The organism is Bacillus cereus group sp. MYBK195-1 (assembly GCF_051916605.1).
Lineage (GTDB): Bacteria > Bacillota > Bacilli > Bacillales > Bacillaceae_G > Bacillus_A > Bacillus_A cereus.
The window spans coordinates 328,151-348,455 of sequence record NZ_JBQAGZ010000002.1 but is presented as its reverse complement, the minus strand read 5'-3'; the positions used below and the strand labels follow the sequence as shown (position 1 = coordinate 348,455).

Sequence of the window (20,305 nt, the reverse complement as noted above, 5' to 3'; positions counted from 1 at the left end):
TTCCGAGTCCGGAAGGTTTCTTTTTATTTTGTGACTAATACCTTTTCATTTACAGGTGTTACTGGCTCTTCGCCGTTTAATACAGCTAAAATATTTCTAACAGCCATTTCAGCCATCGCATCACGAGTTTCAAATGTTGCATTCCCTACGTGTGGAGCAAGTACTACATTCTTTAATTCTTTTAACTCTTCTGTAATTTTCGGTTCAAATTCAAACACGTCAAGAGCTGCTCCTTCAATTTCATTCGTTTTTAATGCATGAGCAAGTGCTGCTTCATTCATAATTGGTCCACGTGAAGCATTTACAATATACGCTGTTTTCTTCATCATTTTAAACTGCTCTTCATCAATCATATGATGTAATTTTGGATTATAAGCACAGTTAATTGTAATAAAGTCTGCTGTTTGTAATAATTCTTCCAACGTCACATACGTTGCTCCCAGTTCACTTTCAGCTTCAAGCTTACGATTTGGCCCTGTATATAAAACATCCATTCCAAATGCTTTCGCACGTTTTGCAACAGCCTTCCCGATTTCTCCAAGACCTATAACTCCGATTGTCTTACCATGGACTTCTCGTCCCAAGAAAAATAACGGTGCCCATCCGTTAAATCCGGTCGTACGACATAACGTATCCCCTTCAGGAATTCTACGCGCCGCTGCTAAAAGAAGTGCAAATGTTAATTCTGCAGTCGCTTCCGTTGATACTTTCGGTGTATTCGTAACTGCAATTCCTTTTTCGCCCGCATACGTGTAATCAATATTGTCGTAACCAGCACCATAGTTTGCAACAATCTTTAAATGAGGCGCTGCATCAATAACTTCTTTTGGCACCTTTGTCGAAAGTAAACTTAACAATGCATCTTTATCTTTTACACGCTCTGTTAATTCATCTATAGAAATTAACTCCTCTTTATCGTACATTTCTACATCATGATCTTTTAATAGTTCTAATCCAATTTCCGGAATTTTTCCCGCTACTAATATTTTTGCCACTACTAACACCTCTTCTATAGAAAATAAGATATCTCTTATATTTCATTGTAAGAAATCCACATATAAAAACCAAGGAATTTGATTATAGTTTTAAAAATCGACACTTTTCCATGAAAAAAGAGGAGATGCAACTCTCCCCTTTTCTTACGCTTTTTCCTGCGATTCTTTTCCAAGCTTCACATCAATCGTTCCTTCTGCAACCGTATCGCTAATTTGCTCCTCAATAACCGATTGAGATACAGCATTCGTTTCAGAAGTATAAGCTTGTTGCTGTGCACCTTGTACATTTTGTTTATGTTGTTGTTTCGCCATTTCTTACCCTCCTTTTCATTCTTTCTTATTTTGAACAAAAAGGACGGTTTTCATCAAAAAATTGCGTTTCATTTTGAATTTGTTACTTCTTCTTCAAGCGACCTCATTACTCTTGCTCGCTTCGTAAATGTTGCAACCTGAGTAACACCGTGAGCTCGTAATGTTTGTACATTTTCTTGTACATAATTCCCTAAATCATTTGGATAATGGGCATCCGAAGAAATCGTAATTGGAACACCATACTTAGCTAATACTTGTAAATATAGTGGACTTGGGCACATTTCACGAACAGGATAACGATAGTATAATCCTGCATTTATTTCTGTTGCCGTATTCGTTTCTACTAACGCACAGGCAATTTCCTCATAATAAGAAAGCTGTTCATTCTCATCCAATCGATAATTAAATACCTTTATATTATCAAGATGAGCGATAATATCAAATAACTCGGTACGAATCGCACTCTCAACTGTTTTAAAAAACATATCATATAATGCGCGTAGGTCATGCTTCTCAAAATATTCTTTCGTATCTGGATTATCAAATCCCCAGCCATTTAGAAAATGAACAGAACCAATTATATAATCAAAGTCTCCTAGCGCTAATAATTCTTTTAACTCTCCTTCACAACCAATAAAATAATCCGCTTCAATTCCAAGTTTAAGCGTGACACCTCTTTTACTCCATCGTTCTTTCGCCTCTTCAATAACCTTTGTAAAATCATACAGTGAAACTACCCTTACTTGATCTAACCATTCCTTCTGTATACGACCGAGCTTAGAATCACTAATATCTACATATTTTTCATAATATCCTTTCGCTTCATGAAAACGATATAGATGATCAACAATTCCCACTTCTTTTATACCTTTTCGCACAGCTTCTTCTAAATAGAGGTCCATCCATTCTGTTGTAAATGGCCCTTCCTTCACACGCTTTTGCAAACGCTCTTGTGTTTTCATAAGCCAATCAATAGAATGCCTTTCTTGAAGCGGTTCATAACGTTCCAGCGCTTCATTTATTTTAGAAAGCCATCCTATTGAATACGGTCCTTCTTCTAAGTGAAGATGATAATCTACTTTCATATACATTCCCCCTTATAATGTATCTATTTCCCTTCTATCCCCAACTTTCGAAAGCTTTCCATTTCGTTCTTTCACCTCTCGCATGACATCTTCCAATGTAATATTTTTTTCAGCTAATAAAACGAAACAGTGATAAAATACATCAACCATTTCTTTCACTACTTCTTCTTTATCATTATTTTTACATGCGATAATTACTTCAGCACACTCTTCACCAATTTTCTTTAAAATTTTATCTTCTCCTTTTGAAAATAAATAATTTGTATACGATTCAGGAAGTGGGCTTTCCTTTCGTTCTTCAATTGTTTTATACAGCAACTTAAAGGCATTTTCCATATGTATCCCCCTATATAATTTGATAGTGAAAACATGTCTTCTCTCCCGTATGACAAGCAGGTCCTACTTGTTTCACATTCATAACAATTGAATCTTGATCACAATCTAAATATAAAGATTGCACATATTGAACATTCCCTGATGTTTCCCCCTTATTCCATAACGACTGCCTCGAACGAGAATAAAACCATGTTCTTTTCGTCTCTAACGTTTTTTCATATGCTTCTTCATTCATATAAGCTAGCATTAAAACTTCTTTCGTACCTTCTTCGATGACAATTGCTGGTATTAATCCTTTTGAAAAATTAGGTTTCATAACCGCACCTCAACATTTGCATCTCTTAATTTTCGCTTTACACTCTGCACTGTCGCCTCACCATAATGAAAGATGGATGCCGCTAACGCTGCATCAACTGTTGTCTTTTGAAAAACTTCTATAATATGATCCGTATGACCACAGCCCCCTGATGCGATGACTGGAATGGAAACACTTTTTGAAATTTCTTCTGTTAAACGAAGGTCATATCCGCTTTTCGTTCCGTCTGCATCCATACTCGTTAACAAAATTTCACCTGCCCCAAGTTTAACAACACGCTTCGCCCATTCTATAGCATCCATTCCTGTGTCAACTCTTCCGCCGTTGACATATACGTTCCATTTACCTTCTGCTACTTTTCTAGCATCAATTGCCACGACAATACATTGTGATCCAAAGTGTTCTGCCCCTTCTTCTATAAGCTTCGGGTTTCGCACTGCCGCTGAGTTTATTGAAACTTTGTCTGCTCCAGCTCTTAGTAAATTGTACATATCTTTCACACTTGAAATCCCCCCGCCAACCGTAAGAGGAATAAATACTTTAGCTGCTGTTTTTTCTACAACATCTATAATCGTTTTTCTTCCTTCATGAGTCGCTGTAATATCTAAAAATACGATTTCATCTGCCCCTGCCTCGTTATATGCTTCAGCTATTTCAACCGGATCACCGACATCTTGTAATCCTATAAAATTTACACCCTTTACGACTCGCCCTTCTTTCACATCTAGACATGGAATGATTCGTTTCGCTAACATAACTTCGTTACCTGTAACACTTCTTCTAAATCAATCTTTTTCTCGTAAAGCGCCTTTCCAATTATGACACCATATATATTCATATCATTTAACTTTTTCACATCTTGAATAGATGCCACTCCTCCAGAGGCGATGAGACGAATGCCAACACTTTTTTGAAGTATCGCTAATTGTTCAAAATTTGGACCTGCAAGCGTCCCGTCTTTCGAAATGTCTGTAAACACAATCGTTTGAACACCTAAACTTTCCATTTGTTTCGCTAAACTAACGTAAGAAATTTCAGACAGATCAAGCCAACCTCTCGTTGCTACGAAACCATTTTTCGCATCAATTCCAACAATGATTTTCTCTTTATATAGACGAACTGCTTCCTCTAAAAATGACTTATCATAAAGAGCTGCTGTTCCTAAAATCACTTTTTCTACACCTGCTGACAATAACTTCTCCACCGTTACAAGTGAACGAATTCCTCCTCCCACTTGCACAGGAATACGTACCGCCTTGCAGATTTTTTCAATGACGGGCAAATTTAACGACTCGCCAGCAATTGCACCGTCTAAATCAACAATGTGTAGTATTTCCGCTCCAAGCTTTTCAAATATGATCGCCTGCGCTACCGGATCTTCATTCATCACCGTTTCTTTACTAAACTCTCCTTGATAAAGTCTAACGCATCGCCCTTCTTTTAAATCGATAGCTGGGAAGATTTCCATGCTTCTACCACTCCTTGAAAATTTTTTAATATTTGCATGCCTATTTCGCCACTTTTTTCTGGATGAAACTGTGCACCAAATACATTTCCTTTCGCGACAAACCCTGGTATTTGCATTCCATAATCACTTACTCCGCATACAATTTCATCTGGACAATCCGCGTAATATGAGTGAACATAATACACGAAAGAACCATCCACTAAACCATTCCAAAGCGGAAATTCTCTTTCCTTCCTTAATTCATTCCATCCCATATGAGGAATTTTATACGAAACTTTTAACTTACGAATTTCCCCTGGTAGTAAACCTAACCCGCTACAATCTTTTAGTTCCTCACTTCGTTCAAATAAAAGTTGCATGCCCAAACATATACCGAGGAGTGGTTTTCCTATGTCACAAACTTCTTTTAGTACACACACTAAATCTCTTTCTTTTAATACTTCCATCGCTTTCGGAAATGCACCTACTCCCGGTAGAATCACGCCATCGCTTCTCAATATCTCTTCTTTATCACTCGTTACAATGTACTCTGCGCCAGTATATTTTAATGCTTGCTCTACACTGCGAATATTCCCCATTCCATAATCTATAATGGCAATCAATTACAACATCCCTTTCGTTGAATTTACACCAGTAATGTTGGCATTTTTTTCGACCGCTTCTCTAAGCGCTCTACCAAAAGCTTTAAATAATGCTTCAATTTTGTGATGTGTATTACTTCCGTATAGAACGCGCGCATGTAATGTAATATTGGCAGCATGTGCAACTGCTCTAAAAAATTCTTCCGTCAATTCTGTATCAAAATCCCCAAGCTTCGGATTTATTAATTCCCCTTGAAATACACAATATGAGCGTCCACTTATATCAATTGCAACAAATCCTAAAGATTCATCCATCGGTACATACGCGGAACCGTAACGATTAATTCCTTCTTTATTTTGCAATGCTTCTTTCAAGCAATTTCCGAGTACAATTCCAACATCTTCAACGGTGTGATGTGCATCGACAAATACATCACCTTCTGCCTCAACTTGCAATCCAAATCTTCCATGTCTAGCAAATAAAGTCAGCATATGATCGAAAAAACCAACCCCCGTTTGAATAGATACACTCGTACTTTCATCAAGCTGCAAACTTAATTTAATTTTTGTTTCTGTCGTCTCACGTGCTTGACTGGACTGACGCATTATTTTTCCTCCTCAAACCTTATTTGGATTGCTCTCGCATGTGCATGTAACCCTTCTTTATTTGCAAGCTCTACAATATGATGCTGTACATTTTTTAATGCTTCCTCTGTATAAGAAATAAAACTTGATTTTTTCACGAAATCATCGACTGATAACGGAGAAAAAAATCTTGCCGTTCCGCTCGTTGGTAATACATGATTCGGTCCCGCCAAATAATCCCCGAGCGCTTCAGGTGCATATGGCCCAAGGAAAATAGAGCCTGCATGTTTCACATAATCTAGAGCATTCATCGGTTCTTTTATATGTAACTCTAAATGTTCTGGAGCAATTTTATTTGATAACTTTAGTGCCTCCTCTAAAGAAGCAACGATAAAGATGGCTCCATTTCTATTTATTGATTCACGTGCAATTTCACTTCTTGGTAACGTTTCTAACTGTCTTTCTACCTCTTTTTCTACTTCTTTAGCTAGTTCCATATTCGTTGTAATACAAATCGCCGTTGCTCTCTCATCATGCTCTGCTTGCGATAATAAATCCGCTGCGATATATTTTGCATTACCTGTTTCATCCGCGACAACTACAATTTCTGATGGACCAGCAATCATATCGATATTTACTATTCCGTATACTTCTCGTTTCGCTAGAGCGACGTACAAATTTCCCGGTCCAACTATTTTATCCACTTTCGGAATCGATTCCGTCCCGTATGCTAACGCAGCAATTGCTTGTGCTCCACCTATCGTATAAATTTCATCTACTCCCGCAAGATCTGCAGCAGCTAATATATGCGGATCAATTCCTCCTTTCCTCGGCGGTGTTACCATTACAATCTTTTTCACACCTGCGAGTTTCGCCGGCAATACATTCATTAATACTGAAGAAGGATATGAGGCTGTCCCACCCGGTACATATACACCTACATTTTCTAACGACCGAATGAGTTGCCCTCTAATTATCCCTTTACTTTCACAATCGAATATTGAGTGCTTCTTTTGCTTTTCGTGATACGAAACAATGTTTTTCTTCGCCTCTTTTAAAGCTTCTAAAAATGAATTCTCTACAAACATACTCGCTTGCTGTATTTCTTCTTCACTTACACGAAAATCTTTCATCTCTACACCATCAAACTTTTTTGTATAGAAAGATAAAGCCTCATCTTTTCCTTCCCTTACATTTCTAATGATTTCTCTTACACTTCTTTGAACAGTTTCTTCTATTATATTAGCGTTTTCTCTTAGCACTTTTATTTTAGATAATGCCTCCTTAAAATCTTCATAAATGATTTCCACTTTAAATCCTCCTATTTCCCTGATAAGATTTCTTGCTCCATCATATTTACAATACTGAATATTTCGTCTTTTTTAGTTTTTAAAGCTGCCTTATTCACAATCATCCGAGCCGATATAGAGTGCATTTCCTCAAATACAATGAGTCCATTCTCTTGTAATGTTTTTCCTGTTTCAACAATATCTACAATCGCATCCGCCAATCCAAGAAGAGGAGCGATTTCTACAGAACCTTCTATTTTAATAATTTCTACATCCTCTCCCTTATCATGAAAATAAGTAGAAGTAATATGCGGGTATTTCGTAGCAATTCTTTTCTTCCGGTAACTCTTCGGATTATACGTAGGAATAGATGCCACACAAAACTTACAAATCCCCACTCCTAAATCCAGCATTTCATAAATATCTTTCTCGTTTTCCATTAAAATATCTTTTCCAACGATGCCAATATCAGCTACCCCATGTTCTACATAAGTAGCAACATCAACCGCTTTTACTAAAATAAATGAAATATTTGTATTTTTACTTTGAAATACAAGCTTCCGACCTTTATTTTTGAGCTCGGAACAATCAATTCCAATCTGCTCAAAAAGTGGAATGACATGTTTTTCTAATCTTCCTTTCGTTAACGCAATTTGAATGTTACGCATGAAGCCTCTCCTTCTTTCTGGACTACCCATTTCTCATTCCATACATATTCCACTAAGTATTCATTCTTTGCCTCAACGACCGTTCCTATTTTATTTTTTCTTGCGAATTGAAAGGTATCGCTTAAATTAGAGAATAGAGATAACCAAGCATTTTTTCCATCCTTTCGAAGTAAATTTCGTAGCCTTTCTGCTTCCGCTATTGTATTTAACTCATAATGAATCACAATATCAATTTGATTTCGTTCATATGGTTCTTGCTGCTCTTGCAGCGCCTTCACAATTTGATTTACTTGTACCGCGAGTCCAACAGCTGGCAGCATTTCTCCAAAATTGCCAATTAGCTCATCGTATCTTCCGCCACTAACGATTTCTTCTCCAATTTCATATATATATCCTTTGAAAATAACACCCGTATAGTAATCTAAGTGTTGAATCATGCCCAAATCAATTGATATGTAAGAACCATATCCTAACGTTTCAATTGTTTCATACATTTCTTTTATTCTTGCAATTGCCATTTTCATTTCATTACTTGAAGCAAGCTTTTCTGCCTCCTCAATAACTTCTAAATTTCCAAATAGCCTTGGCAATTTCTCAAGTAACCTTACTGTCTCATCGCATCGATCTAATTTCTTTTCTCCGATAAAATTTGAGAGGGCAGCATAATTTTTACTTTCTATATATGTTCTAAGTACCCTTTCTTCTTCATCATGGATGGAGAGTTTTTTTACAATACATTTATATAACTGTACTTGCCCAATCTCAATTGTAAAAGATTGCACCTTCAACTTTTGAAGTGCTTGAATGACACTTATTACACATTCAATTTCAGCTCTTACATTATCAATCCCGATAACTTCAATACCACTTTGTACGATTTCATTATATTTTCCAGAATGGGATTCATTCGCTCGAAATACATTCCCGCTATACGTCACTTTAAGTGGCGTATCCCGTCTCTGTGTTCCAATAACTCTCGCTAAAGGAATTGTCATATCTGGACGTAAAACGATAATCCTTCCCTTTTCATCAAAAAATTTATACATCTTCTCTTCATCTATCGGTCTATTTTGAAATGCAAAAACATCATAAAATTCAATTGTAGGTGTTCTTATTTCCTCATAACCTCTCTCTAAAAAAGTAAGTCTTAGTTTTTGTTCTACTTCTTCAATTAACGTACATTCTTCGAATAAATAATCTCTCGTTCCATTCGGGTTTGCTCGTTTCCATTTTGTCATCTAAATTTTCACACCTTTCCCCTTCTAATGTATGCCTATTTCATTCCCCTAAGCCGAAAATAAAAAGAGCCTTGTAGACAAAATACCTACAAGGCTCTTCAGTAGAGTGTAGGTACAACGGGAATAACCCTTGTACCTACACGTTTTCACGCTAGGTTCAAGGGTTTCATGTATGATGATGTAGTTGTGTAAGCATTGTAATAGATTGCACGATATTCATAATACTTACTCCCTTTCTCCTCTGATTTTCACATAGTATATAACAGTTAATTTTGAATGTAAATACATTTTTAATATTCCGTCATTTTTTAATGTAAAGCCACTTTTCTTTCATACTCTTTTATTTCTTGTTCATATTGCATTGTAATACTAATTTCATCTAAACCATTTAATAACTTCTCTTTCCACATTTTCTCGATTGTAAAATGGAATCTATGCGTATTCGTTGTCATTATTTCATTTTCTAAATCAACTGTAATTTGTTCCCCCGCATCTGTTTTAGCAAGTTGTTCACGCATATCTTTATCCATTACAATCGGTAACATGCCATTTTTCATACAATTCATATAAAAGATATCGGCAAATCCTCCAGCGATAATAACGCGGAAACCATAATCAGCAAGTGCCCATGGAGCATGTTCTCTAGATGAGCCACATCCAAAATTATCACCTGTAATTAATATGCTGGCTCCTTTTCTTTCTTGTGCATTAAGCGGGAAATTAGGGTTTTCTTGGCGATTATTATCATATCGCCATTCATCAAATAAAAACTTCCCAAACCCAGTTCTTTCAATTCTCTTTAAATATTGCTTCGGAATAATTTGATCTGTATCAATGTTATCATTCATCAGTACTACAGCAGTACCTTTATGAATACGAAATGGCTCCATCATAACTCTCCTTTCTAATATCAACAAAATGACCATATAATGCAGCCGCTGCCGCCATTGCCGGGCTAACTAAATGCGTTCGTGCTCCCTTTCCTTGTCTTCCTTCAAAATTGCGATTTGACGTAGAGGCACAATGTTCCCCTTCAGGCACTTGATCTGGATTCATACCTAGACACATTGAGCATCCGGGCTCTCTCCATTCAAATCCAGCTTCTTCAAATATGCGATGTAACCCTTTATGCATCGCTGCTTCTCTTACCCTTTGAGATCCAGGTACAACAAGTGCTCGCACACCTTCTTTTACTTTTTTACCTTTCACGACAGATGCAGCAATTTCTAAGTCAGAAAGCCTGGAATTTGTACAAGATCCAATGAAAACATGTTGAACTGGAATGTCATACGTACTTTGTCCGGGACTCAATCCCATATAAGAAAACGCTCTTTCGTCATTTGCATCATGCTTTTCTGGCAATTTCTCATCGATCCGAACGCCCATACTAGGATTTGTTCCCCACGTAACGTACGGCGCTAAATCCGTAACATCTACTAGAATATGTAAATCATAAACTGCATCTAAATCTGTATAAAGTTCTGACCATTTTTTCTTAATAGATTCATAGTCTTTCGGTGCATATTTACGCCCTTTTACGTAAGCAACCGTTTTTTCATCTGGTGCAATAATGCCAGCCTTTGCTCCCCCTTCAATTGCCATATTGCAAAGCGTCATCCTCTCTTCCATATCCATAGCATGAATGGCCTCTCCGTAAAATTCCATTACGTAACCTGTTCCAACTGCTACTCCGTACTTTGAAAGAAGGTGTAAAATAATATCTTTCGCATAAACACCTTGCGGTAACTTTCCTTTTAACTCAATGCCCATCGCTTTCGGCTTTCGTTGCCATAACGTTTGCGTTGCCAATACATGTTCCACTTCACTCGTACCAATACCAAACGCTAGTGCGCCAAAAGCACCGTGCGTTGCTGTATGACTATCACCACAAACAATCGTTTTTCCTGGCTGCGTAAGCCCAAGTTCTGGTCCTATTACATGAACGATCCCTTGCTCTTCATCTCCGATATCCGCTAATGGCACCTGAAATTGTTTACAGTTTTCCCGAAGTGTATCTAGTTGCTGCTTCGCAATGCGGTCGGTAATATTCCAAACATCTTTCGTTGGAATATTATGATCCATCGTTGCAAATGTTAAATCTGGTCTGCGGACTGTTCGATTTGTAAGCCGCAAGCCTTCAAAGGCTTGCGGTGACGTTACTTCATGAACAAGATGTAGATCGATATATAATAAATCCAATCCATTTTCATTAGTCGCAACTACATGTCTTTCCCAAAGCTTATCTAGTAACCTTTTCCCCATTATCTTCCTCTCCCTACTAACGCTTGCTCTTCCATTTCTTGAATAACTGCCTTTGTAAATGAAGTTGTCGTTTCAGTCCCCCCGATATCTGCTGTACATTTTCCTGATTTAAGGACTGCAGAAACTGCTTCTTCAATTGCATATCCTTCTCTCGTTAATCCGAACGATTGCCCAAGCATCATTGCAACAGAACGCATCATCGCAATTGGATTCGCCTTATTTTTCCCCGCAATATCCGGTGCTGATCCGTGAATAGGCTCGTATAATGAAGGTCCCTTTTCAGCGTGACTTGCTGATGGAAGCATTCCTAATGATCCAGCTAATACTGAAGCCTCATCACTTAAAATATCACCAAATAAATTTTCCGTTACAATAACGTCAAATCTTCCTGGATTCCGAATTAATTCCATAGCTGCTGCATCTACTAAAATGTGTTCTACTTCCACATTTGGGTAGCGAATTGCTACTTCTTCTGTCACAGTTCTCCATAATTTACTAGACTCTAAAACATTCGCTTTATCAATAGATGTTACTTTTTTCTTCCGCTTATTCGCTAATTGAAAAGCATACGAAACGATACGTTCAATTTCATGGCGATGATACGTAAGTGTATCTGTCGCCACTTCTTCCGTTCGCTCTTTCGGATAAGAAAAATAAATTCCGCCTGTTAATTCACGAACGACAACGAAATCAATTTCATCAGCGTTTTTTAATGGTGATAAATGTGCAGTTGCACTTTCTACCGTTACAGGGCGAACATTCGCAAATACACCGAGTCCTTTTCTTAATGCTAATAATCCTTTCTCAGGCCTTTCTTTCGCACTATCCCACCTTGGTCCACCTACTGCTCCAAGTAAAACCGCATCACTCGCTAAACAGGCGGCAAGTGTTCGCTGTGGTAATGGTTGCCCAGTTAAATCGATAGCAACACCACCAAAGTACTCATCTTGCAAATGAAAATGATGTCCATATAGCCTTTCTACCATATGCAATACTTCCTTCGCACTTTCCATTACTTCTGGACCAACACCATCACCAGCTAAACAAACGATACGTTTTTCCATTTTTAACACTCCTTTTAACTGAATTTTCAGAACTTTAATTTGATAGGTGAGGAAAGCTTCTCTCACCTATCAAATATTTATTTCACAAGCGCTATAAGAGATTTTAATTTCCCTGCTGCATGGACATATGCTCTTGCCGACGCTTCCAATACATCTTGCGCAACACCAAAACCTGATACTTGATGCGTTCCTTCTTTTAATTCAACATGAACATGAGCCAGTGCGTCTTGACCTTGTGTAATAGATTGTATGCGATAATCCACCAATTCACATTCTAATCCTAAAATTCTTTGGATTGCATTATAGATCGCCTCAATACTACCAGAACCAGTGGCTGCATCTTCGTATGCATTTCCTTCTTCGTCTTTTAGTACAACTGTCGCGCATTGTGTACTATTTGATACGAAATGAACTTGTAGTTGCGTAATGTTATATTGCTGAGCTGCAAATGCTGCTTCACCAAGCATAAGCGCACGTAAATCTTCCTCAGTAATTTCCTTCTTACGATCAGCTAATTTTTTGAACGCTTCAAACACCGCATCTCGTTCTTCCTTTGTAAATTCATAGCCAAGCTCTTTCATTTTTTCTGTAAACGCGTGACGTCCAGAATGTTTTCCAAGTACGAATAGATTTTGAGATTCTCCTATTAGCGCTGGTTCAATAATTTCATATGTTGTCACTTCTTTTAAAACACCATCTTGATGAATTCCGGATTCATGAGCAAAAGCATTCGCTCCAACGATCGCTTTATTTTTCGGTACAACCATACCTGTTAATCTGCTTACTAATGTACTCGTCGTTTTAATTTCTTTTAGCATCATAGAAGACTCCGCCTTATAGAAATCTTTTCTAATATGAAGAGCAACTGCGACCTCTTCTAGCGCCGCATTACCTGCTCTTTCTCCAATTCCATTAATTGTTCCTTCTACTTGCAACGCTCCACCTTCAACCGCAGCTAATGAATTTGCTACTGCCATCCCAAGATCATCATGACAATGACAAGAGAAAATTGCTTTTTCATATGAAGGAACGGATTCTTGTAAGTATTTAAAAAGAGAATAATATTCTTCTGGATTCGTATATCCAACTGTATCTGGAATATTAATTACATTCGCTCCTGCACGAATCGCAACTTCAACTGCTTCAGCTAAAAAATCTCTTGCTGTTCTTGTCGCATCTTCTGCAGAAAATTGTACTGTCGGAAATAATGATTTCCCGAGTGTAACCGAGCGGTGAATACTATCTAATACATCTTCTTTTGACATACAAAGCTTATATTTCATATGAATATCACTTGTGGCTAAAAATACGTGTAAACGAGGAGATACAGCACCTTTCACCGCTTCATATGCTCTTCGAATATCACTTTCTTTCGCTCTAGCTAAACTCATAACTGTAGCATTTTGAATGGTATTTGCGATGCGTTTTACCGATTGAAAATCCCCTTCGGAAGCTGCTGCAAAACCAGCTTCCATGACATTAATACCTAGTCTCTCTAATTGCCTTGCAATTTGCAATTTCTCTTGTTCATTTAAATTTACTCCTGGTGATTGTTCGCCATCACGTAGCGTCGTATCCATGAACAAAATCTGTTTCATATTATTTAACCCCTACCTTTACTCGCGGCTGTACAAACGGCATCATTTCACGTAATTTACGTCCAACTACTTCAATTTCATGTTCATTCTCTTTCTCATTTGTCGCATGGAAATTTGGTTTTCCTGCTTTATGCTCTGCAATCCAGCCTCTTGCAAATGTACCATCTTGAATTTCTGCTAGCACTGCACCCATCGCTTTCTTCGTATCTTCCGTTACAACGCGTGGTCCTGATACGAAGTCGCCCCACTGCGCTGTATCTGAAACTGAATATCTCATATTTTCAAGTCCGCCTTCATACATAAGGTCAACGATTAGTTTTAGTTCATGTAAACATTCAAAATATGCAAGTTCCGGTTGATAACCAGCATCAACTAACGTTTCAAATCCAGCTTTTACTAGCGCAGTTACTCCGCCGCAAAGCACAGCTTGCTCTCCAAATAAATCTGTTTCTGTTTCTTCTTTAAATGTCGTTTCTAATACACCAGCTCTCGTCGCTCCAATCCCATCAGCATAAGAAAGTGCCTTTTCAGTCGCAACTCCTGTTGCATCTTGGTATACTGCAAATAATGCAGGAACAGCTCCGCCCTCGACGAACGTACGGCGTACGAGATGCCCCGGTCCTTTTGGGGCTACTAGAAATACATCTACATTAGCTGGTGGTTTTACTTGACCAAAGTGAACATTAAATCCATGTGCGAACACGAGAGAGTTTCCAGCCTGTAAATTTGGTGCAATTTCAGCTTCATATACTTCTGGTTGTAATTCATCAGGCAGTAGAATCATTACTACATCAGCTTTTTCCGCTGCTTCTGCTACTGTATATACAGAAAATCCATCTTCATTCGCTTTATCCCAAGACTTACCTTTTCTTAAACCTACTACTACATCAAATCCGTTATCACGTAAATTTTGCGCATGTGCATGACCTTGCGAGCCATATCCGATGATTGCTACTTTCTTTTCCTTTAATACATTTACCGTTACATCTTTCTCATAATAAACTTTTGTCATTTTCATTTCCCCCTATATTTAAATGATTATTGAATTAACATAACTTGCTTATCTTGTTTTTTCATACTACGCGTAAATGCTGTTACACCTGTTCTAGCAATTTCTTTCAGACCGTATGGACGAAGTAATTCGATTAACGCTTCTACTTTATCTTGCGTACCTGTTACTTGCACAACTATGGAATCCTTCCCAACATCTATTACAGCGGCTCGAAACGGTTCAATTAAACTATATAATTCTGCTCTTGCTACTGATGTTGCTACTTTAATAAGTGCAAGTTCTCTTGCGATCATCGCTTCTTCTGTAATATCTGATACTTTCAGAACATCAATTTGCTTATGAAGTTGTTTAATTAACTGCTCCACTTGCTGTTCATTTTCAACGTGTACAACAATCGTCATCCGCGATATGTCCGATGATTCCGTATGACCTACTGAAATACTTTCAATATTAAAATGTCTTCGTGTCATAACCCCTGTAATTCGGTTTAACACACCACTTTGATTTCGAACTGTCGCTGTAACAATTCTCTTCACCTTTTTTCCACTCCCTCCATTTGGTGAACACCTTTCCCTGGCGCAACCATCGGCATTACCTTTTCTGATTGAAGTACACGGCAATCAATTACGACTGGTCCTTGTAATTCAATCGCCTGCTGTATTTGCTTCTTTGCAAGAAGTGGATCCTCTATGCGAACTCCTTTTATGCCATACGCATTCGCAAGAGCGACGAAATCTGGTTGACACGACAATAAAGAGTGCGAGTATCTTTGATTATAAAATTCATCTTGCCATTGTCTTACCATTCCTAAAGCTTCATTATTTAAGATAAATACTTTAACAGGCAACGAGTGTTCTTTTAACACACTTAATTCTTGCAAGGTCATTTGAAATCCGGCGTCACCGACAATTGCAATAACTAGTTCCTCAGGCTTTGCAATTTGCGCACCGATTGCTGCTGGAAATCCGAACCCCATCGTTCCTAATCCACCAGAAGTTACCCATTTATCTGGATTTTTCAGCGGATAATATTGCGCTGCCCACATTTGATGTTGCCCAACGTCTGTTGTTACAATCGCTTCTCCCTTCGTAATTTCATATAACATATCAATTGCGTATTGAGGCTTAATACTTTCAGAGTTTCTTTTATAAGAGAATGGATATTGTTCTTTTCTCCCCTTTAATAAAGTGATCCATTCATGATGATTTTCTTTTCCCCCTTCTGGTTCAAGTAATACTTCCAATGCCCGCTTAGCACTTGCAACAATAGGAATTTCAGTCGGCACATTTTTCCCGATTTCTGCTGGATCGATATCGATATGTGCAACAGTAGCCCCTTTAGCAAAATAAGCTAAATTCCCTGTAAGCCGATCATCAAATCTCGCACCTACATTAATGAGTAAGTCACATTCATATAACGCCATATTGGCTGTATAAGAACCGTGCATTCCTCCCATTCCTAAAAATAGTTCATCATCTGGTGGAAAGCCACCGAGACCAAGTAATGTATGCACAACAGGAATTTCATATTTACGAGCAAAACTTGTCAATTCTTTCGAAGCTTTCGCATGCAATATACCCGCTCCAGCTAAAATTAACGGTTTTTTTGCGGTTTCAATTACTTTGAGTAATTTGTTTATTTGAAGTAGATTCGGTTCATAATTAGGGTTATATCCTGGTAAATCCATTTGTACATTGCTACATCGCTCACCTTTCTCGACTACCATATCTTTCGGAAGGTCAATAACGACTGGTCCTGGTCTTCCTGTTTTAGCAATATGAAATGCTTCTTTAATAATTCGAGGTAAATCTGAGGCCTTTCGCACTTGATAGTTATGTTTTGTCACTGGCATCGTAAGTCCCATAATATCTGCCTCTTGAAAAGCATCGCTCCCAATTAACGTTGTTGCTACTTGGCCTGTAAATACTACAAGTGGCAATGAATCAATCATTGCATCAGCTAGACCCGTAATTACATTTGTAGCACCTGGTCCACTCGTTGCAATTACAACCCCTGGATGCCCTGTAATTCTGGCATATCCTTCAGCAGCGTGAATTGCCCCTTGCTCATGCCTTGTTAAAATATGCGGAATTTCACAATCATACAATGCATCATAGAGAGGTAAAACGGCACCACCCGGATAACCGAAAATCACTTCTACCCCTTCCTTTTCTAGCGCTTCTAACAATAGCTGTGCACCAGTTGCCAGTTTCTCTTCCGTTTTTGAAGACATTGTTCTTATAAGCCCCCTTTTTCAAACTTTTATACAATAAAAAAATCCTACGTCCACACTCCAGCTATGTGCTGAAGGGACGAAAGATTTCGCGGTACCACCCTTCTTCGCAAGAATACTCTTGCCTCAGTGATCCATAAATGGATCTAGCTAATAACGGAGCTACCGTCTAAGCCTAGACAAATGCTTTAGCTTAGCACTCAAGGGCGATGTTCGTCGACGTGAACCATCGGTTTTCAGCAACCACCGACTCTCTGTGAGGCTTCACAATCAACTACTCCTCCCTATCAACGCTTTCTTATGTTAAAAAAGTTGTTATCCAACTTTATTTTCTTCGTAAATTTTCTCTCCATCTTCTACAACTAACTTACGAAACTCTTCTAATAAACGGTTCGTATGTGGACCTGTTTGCCCTAAGCCAATCGTTCTACCATCTACTGTCGTAACAGCAATCACTTCAGCAGCTGTTCCTGTTAAAAACACTTCATCAGCTACATATACATCATGTCTTGTAAATAACTCTTCTCTTACGTCATACCCAAGTTTTTCGCCGATTTCTAAAATGGCGTTTCGTGTAATACCTTCTAACGCTCCAGCAGAACTTGGTGGTGTAATTAATTTATTTCCTTTAACAATAAACACGTTATCTCCTGATCCTTCAGCTACATATCCTTGATCATTTAACATAAGTGCTTCTTGTACTCCAGCTAATTTCGCTTCAATACGAACTAAAATATTGTTTAAGTAATTTAAAGATTTTACTTGAGGGGATAAAACATCGGGACGATTTCGGCGCGTTGCAACTGTTACAACTGGAATCCCTTTCTCATAATATTCTTGCGGGAATAAAGATAATTGTTCTGCAATTACTACTACATTCGGCTTCTTACATGAATCGGGATCCAATCCAAGATTTCCTGCTCCTCTTGATACAACAAGGCGAATGTATCCATTAGATAATTTATTTTGTCGAATCGTCTCAACAACAATATTTGTTACTTCATCTAATGAATATGGAATTTCTAAAAGGATTGATTTTGCTGATTCATACAGCCGGACAAGATGCTCTCTCAAACGGAAAACATTACCGCTATAAACTCTAATTCCTTCAAACACTCCATCGCCATATAAATAGCCATGATCATATACTGAAACTTTTGCCTCATCTTTTGGAACAAATTCTCCATTTAAGAAAATCCATTGCTCATTCACTAGAAGCGCCTCCTATGTTCTATGAATTTTTTATTGTTTCCTAGTTTACTCTCCTTTCTAAATAAATCAAGTGAATTTTTAGAAAATTTATAATTTTTAATCGTACGTACTTCTTTGCTTATACTGATTTAACAACATTGTTAACGTTTACAAAAAAACCAAAAATTTTTTTCGCTAATTTCCACTAAAAAAATATTTGTTTAAAAGAAGGATTTTCATCAATTGATACGAATCTATTGTATTCAATAAACGGACGTCCGATTTTATAAATCTGGGAATATATAACGACTTTTGCTGAAAAAGGGGGGAATAACAAAAATAGCGCTGTCTAAAAATAACATTCATATTTTTCATTTCGTAATCATAATCCTATTTTTAAAAAACAATTTGTCAAAATAAAGGAGGAAATAAATATGGCGTGTGTACAAATTAAAGGAACGAGACAAGAGGTAGTAGAAATGCTGCAATTATTTGATCTAATGGATACGAAAGGTTTTTGTAAATTCGATAATTACGTAGAGGTAGAACCAAATACGAAAGAACATAATCATTTTATTGCTTCAATCGACATCCATTCAAATACTTCTTCAGCACAAGATACATTAAACGATCAATTCGTTAGTCAAATGCTTACTGGCGTATATAACGACTAAACAAAGATTTACTTCCTACCGTCTTTTCATAAATATATGCAGTGAACTTGAGCATACTAGCAATTAGATGGTAGGAGGTGAGAATTATGGCTAGAATTGGCGTTGAAAACTCATTAACAGACGTTCAACAAGCTCTTCAACAACAAGGTCATGAAGTTGTTACACTTAACTCAGAACAGGATGCACAAGGGTGTGATTGTTGCGTTGTAACTGGGCAAGATTCTAATGTGATGGGCATTGCAGATACATCAATTAAAGGATCAGTCATTACAGCTCACGGTTTAACAACGGATGAAATTTGTCAACAAGTTGAAAGTCGCACTTAAAAAATGAAAGAGGACTCCTTTTAAAAGGAGTCCTCTTTTTTATATTCACCTAACGGGAAAGTAACATATACTGGATGAAAGCCCTACCTCTCTCTCATCATTACGGTTCCACTGACCGCTCCTTGATTCACTAGTATACATATATAGCTTACAAATACAATTTATAGGGTTTGTTCACAAAAGTTGTTGATAAAATTACCCGATCTTTCGCAAACTTTTCGTATTGCATTCATAAGAGATATTTACTTTACACTAGCTGTAACCGAGACACGAATTAAAATTATAACACCAATACAATAACTTGTCAATTTTTTTCGGTAAATTAAAAACAGACATTAACGGTTTGTCTGTTTTAGAATGGAGCTTTTTCTTTTATTACATATACAACAAAGCCGCTTACTAACATAAATAAGCCAACTACTAAGTTTTTGATATTAATCATAAATTCCTCTCCCTTATTCCACACATCATATATATTTACATTTCAATTATTCCGATCATCCTAAAGCGCACTTTTTCTAATATATCATAATTCCTAAAAAATGCAAGTTCACTTTTGACGACCATTCACAAATTTATCTACAGTGCTTGGTACAGTATTTAAAGCCTTTTCAATTAAATGTGTACTGCTGTTGAGATGTAATACTTGCACCCCATTAGAACCAACTACTAAAAAAGCTACTGGACTAATGGAAACCCCAGCCCCGCTTCCTCCTCCAAATGGATGCCCTTGCTTGTTCTCTTTATGCTGATTTTGCCCACCGTTATGTTTTTCAGCAATGAAATCCCCTTTAAAATCACTTCCACCAGCTCCAAAACCAAAAGCCACTTGAGATACTGTTAATACTACATTTCCATCAGCTGTTGAAACCGGGCTCCCAACAATTGTATTTACATCTACCATCTCTTTTAAATTTGTCATTGCCGTTTTCATTAAATTTTCAATTGGATGTTCCATTATGTATTGCACCCTTTCCTCATTATTCCTTTTTATACTTTCCAAAATAGAGGAAGTCATACTAACTTTTCCTATTTCAAGAAAACATTTTCCTCCTTTTAAAAGATACTACTC

General features: G+C 37.5%; 24 protein-coding genes, 1 pseudogene and 1 other annotated feature. Of the genes and pseudogenes, 2 read left to right on the top strand and 23 right to left on the bottom strand.

Features of this window, described 5'->3' with window-relative positions:
• Nucleotides 1-23: 23 nt before the first annotated feature.
• From ACTFRY_RS11465 to ACTFRY_RS11365, 21 genes and pseudogenes are all read right to left on the bottom strand, one after another.
• Complete coding sequence (locus ACTFRY_RS11465; protein WP_001062840.1) at nucleotides 24-995, bottom strand: 2-hydroxyacid dehydrogenase family protein; 972 nt, start codon at nucleotides 993-995, stop codon at nucleotides 24-26.
• Nucleotides 996-1,139: 144 nt separating this feature from the next.
• Nucleotides 1,140-1,307 (bottom strand): YozQ family protein, encoded by a 168-nt coding sequence (locus tag ACTFRY_RS11460; protein WP_440032345.1) that lies wholly within the window; start codon nucleotides 1,305-1,307, stop codon nucleotides 1,140-1,142.
• 68 nt (nucleotides 1,308-1,375) lie between these two features.
• Nucleotides 1,376-2,392, bottom strand: a complete 1,017-nt coding sequence (locus ACTFRY_RS11455) for a histidinol phosphate phosphatase domain-containing protein (RefSeq protein WP_000861856.1) — start codon at nucleotides 2,390-2,392, stop codon at nucleotides 1,376-1,378.
• A 12-nt stretch (nucleotides 2,393-2,404) separates the two neighbouring features.
• Nucleotides 2,405-2,728, bottom strand: coding sequence for a phosphoribosyl-ATP diphosphatase (gene hisE / locus ACTFRY_RS11450; protein ID WP_000426356.1), 324 nt, complete (start codon nucleotides 2,726-2,728; stop codon nucleotides 2,405-2,407).
• A 10-nt stretch (nucleotides 2,729-2,738) separates the two neighbouring features.
• Complete coding sequence (hisI, locus tag ACTFRY_RS11445) at nucleotides 2,739-3,044, bottom strand: phosphoribosyl-AMP cyclohydrolase (protein ID WP_000803963.1); 306 nt, start codon at nucleotides 3,042-3,044, stop codon at nucleotides 2,739-2,741.
• Nucleotides 3,041-3,799, bottom strand: a complete 759-nt coding sequence (gene hisF / locus ACTFRY_RS11440) for an imidazoleglycerol phosphate synthase cyclase subunit (protein WP_000880109.1) — start codon at nucleotides 3,797-3,799, stop codon at nucleotides 3,041-3,043. Before hisF ends, hisI begins: the two co-directional genes overlap by 4 nt.
• A complete protein-coding gene (gene hisA / locus ACTFRY_RS11435; RefSeq protein WP_098616296.1) occupies nucleotides 3,793-4,512 on the bottom strand; it encodes a 1-(5-phosphoribosyl)-5-[(5-phosphoribosylamino)methylideneamino]imidazole-4-carboxamide isomerase in 720 nt (239 codons plus the stop codon). Before hisA ends, hisF begins: the two co-directional genes overlap by 7 nt.
• On the bottom strand, nucleotides 4,485-5,114 hold the full coding sequence (hisH, locus tag ACTFRY_RS11430) for an imidazole glycerol phosphate synthase subunit HisH (RefSeq protein ID WP_000560362.1): 630 nt from the start codon (nucleotides 5,112-5,114) through the stop codon (nucleotides 4,485-4,487). The genes hisA and hisH overlap by 28 nt, the downstream gene beginning before the upstream one ends.
• Nucleotides 5,115-5,699 (bottom strand): imidazoleglycerol-phosphate dehydratase HisB, encoded by a 585-nt coding sequence (hisB, locus tag ACTFRY_RS11425; RefSeq protein ID WP_001249950.1) that lies wholly within the window; start codon nucleotides 5,697-5,699, stop codon nucleotides 5,115-5,117.
• Nucleotides 5,699-6,988: a histidinol dehydrogenase gene (gene hisD / locus ACTFRY_RS11420; protein WP_000402917.1), complete on the bottom strand. Its 1,290-nt coding sequence runs from the start codon at nucleotides 6,986-6,988 to the stop codon at nucleotides 5,699-5,701. Before hisD ends, hisB begins: the two co-directional genes overlap by 1 nt.
• Nucleotides 6,989-6,999: 11 nt before the next feature.
• Nucleotides 7,000-7,635, bottom strand: coding sequence for an ATP phosphoribosyltransferase (gene hisG, locus ACTFRY_RS11415; RefSeq protein WP_001244486.1), 636 nt, complete (start codon nucleotides 7,633-7,635; stop codon nucleotides 7,000-7,002).
• Nucleotides 7,611-8,873 (bottom strand): ATP phosphoribosyltransferase regulatory subunit, encoded by a 1,263-nt coding sequence (locus tag ACTFRY_RS11410; RefSeq protein WP_000170290.1) that lies wholly within the window; start codon nucleotides 8,871-8,873, stop codon nucleotides 7,611-7,613. Before ACTFRY_RS11410 ends, hisG begins: the two co-directional genes overlap by 25 nt.
• Before the next feature lie 308 nt (nucleotides 8,874-9,181).
• On the bottom strand, nucleotides 9,182-9,763 hold the full coding sequence (gene leuD, locus ACTFRY_RS11405; protein ID WP_044796653.1) for a 3-isopropylmalate dehydratase small subunit: 582 nt from the start codon (nucleotides 9,761-9,763) through the stop codon (nucleotides 9,182-9,184).
• Nucleotides 9,741-11,135: a 3-isopropylmalate dehydratase large subunit gene (gene leuC, locus ACTFRY_RS11400; protein ID WP_000518102.1), complete on the bottom strand. Its 1,395-nt coding sequence runs from the start codon at nucleotides 11,133-11,135 to the stop codon at nucleotides 9,741-9,743. The genes leuD and leuC overlap by 23 nt, the downstream gene beginning before the upstream one ends.
• Nucleotides 11,135-12,199: a 3-isopropylmalate dehydrogenase gene (gene leuB / locus ACTFRY_RS11395; RefSeq protein ID WP_000415380.1), complete on the bottom strand. Its 1,065-nt coding sequence runs from the start codon at nucleotides 12,197-12,199 to the stop codon at nucleotides 11,135-11,137. Before leuB ends, leuC begins: the two co-directional genes overlap by 1 nt.
• A gap of 77 nt (nucleotides 12,200-12,276) precedes the next feature.
• Complete coding sequence (gene leuA, locus ACTFRY_RS11390; RefSeq protein WP_098616297.1) at nucleotides 12,277-13,797, bottom strand: 2-isopropylmalate synthase; 1,521 nt, start codon at nucleotides 13,795-13,797, stop codon at nucleotides 12,277-12,279.
• Between the two features lies 1 nt (nucleotide 13,798).
• The gene (gene ilvC, locus ACTFRY_RS11385; RefSeq protein ID WP_136986233.1) at nucleotides 13,799-14,815 is read right to left on the bottom strand and encodes a ketol-acid reductoisomerase; all 1,017 of its coding nucleotides are present in this window, start codon (nucleotides 14,813-14,815) and stop codon (nucleotides 13,799-13,801) included.
• A gap of 20 nt (nucleotides 14,816-14,835) precedes the next feature.
• Complete coding sequence (gene ilvN, locus ACTFRY_RS11380; protein ID WP_000822946.1) at nucleotides 14,836-15,345, bottom strand: acetolactate synthase small subunit; 510 nt, start codon at nucleotides 15,343-15,345, stop codon at nucleotides 14,836-14,838.
• Nucleotides 15,342-17,042 (bottom strand): acetolactate synthase large subunit, encoded by a 1,701-nt coding sequence (gene ilvB, locus ACTFRY_RS11375; protein ID WP_000095835.1) that lies wholly within the window; start codon nucleotides 17,040-17,042, stop codon nucleotides 15,342-15,344. Before ilvB ends, ilvN begins: the two co-directional genes overlap by 4 nt.
• 72 nt (nucleotides 17,043-17,114) lie before the next feature.
• Nucleotides 17,115-17,342, bottom strand: a binding site (T-box leader).
• Nucleotides 17,343-17,357: 15 nt separating this feature from the next.
• Nucleotides 17,358-18,254, bottom strand: coding sequence for a branched-chain-amino-acid transaminase (gene ilvE, locus ACTFRY_RS11370; protein ID WP_001005486.1), 897 nt, complete (start codon nucleotides 18,252-18,254; stop codon nucleotides 17,358-17,360).
• Between the two features lie 140 nt (nucleotides 18,255-18,394).
• Nucleotides 18,395-18,608: pseudogene (locus tag ACTFRY_RS11365) on the bottom strand (hypothetical protein).
• Nucleotides 18,609-18,667: 59 nt separating this feature from the next.
• On the opposite strand from ACTFRY_RS11365, the gene ACTFRY_RS11360 reads away from it, so the two are divergent.
• Both ACTFRY_RS11360 and ACTFRY_RS11355 read left to right on the top strand, forming a co-directional pair.
• Complete coding sequence (locus ACTFRY_RS11360; RefSeq protein WP_000752512.1) at nucleotides 18,668-18,907, top strand: DUF3911 family protein; 240 nt, start codon at nucleotides 18,668-18,670, stop codon at nucleotides 18,905-18,907.
• A gap of 86 nt (nucleotides 18,908-18,993) precedes the next feature.
• Nucleotides 18,994-19,233: a YkuS family protein gene (locus ACTFRY_RS11355; protein WP_000101022.1), complete on the top strand. Its 240-nt coding sequence runs from the start codon at nucleotides 18,994-18,996 to the stop codon at nucleotides 19,231-19,233.
• 352 nt (nucleotides 19,234-19,585) lie between these two features.
• Here ACTFRY_RS11355 and ACTFRY_RS11350 read toward each other — a convergent pair whose 3' ends face one another.
• Together ACTFRY_RS11350 and ytfJ are read right to left on the bottom strand one after the other, a co-directional pair.
• The gene (locus ACTFRY_RS11350) at nucleotides 19,586-19,675 is read right to left on the bottom strand and encodes a hypothetical protein (protein ID WP_000608227.1); all 90 of its coding nucleotides are present in this window, start codon (nucleotides 19,673-19,675) and stop codon (nucleotides 19,586-19,588) included.
• A 108-nt stretch (nucleotides 19,676-19,783) separates the two neighbouring features.
• Complete coding sequence (ytfJ, locus tag ACTFRY_RS11345) at nucleotides 19,784-20,251, bottom strand: GerW family sporulation protein (RefSeq protein WP_016117466.1); 468 nt, start codon at nucleotides 20,249-20,251, stop codon at nucleotides 19,784-19,786.
• Nucleotides 20,252-20,305 lie beyond the last annotated feature (54 nt).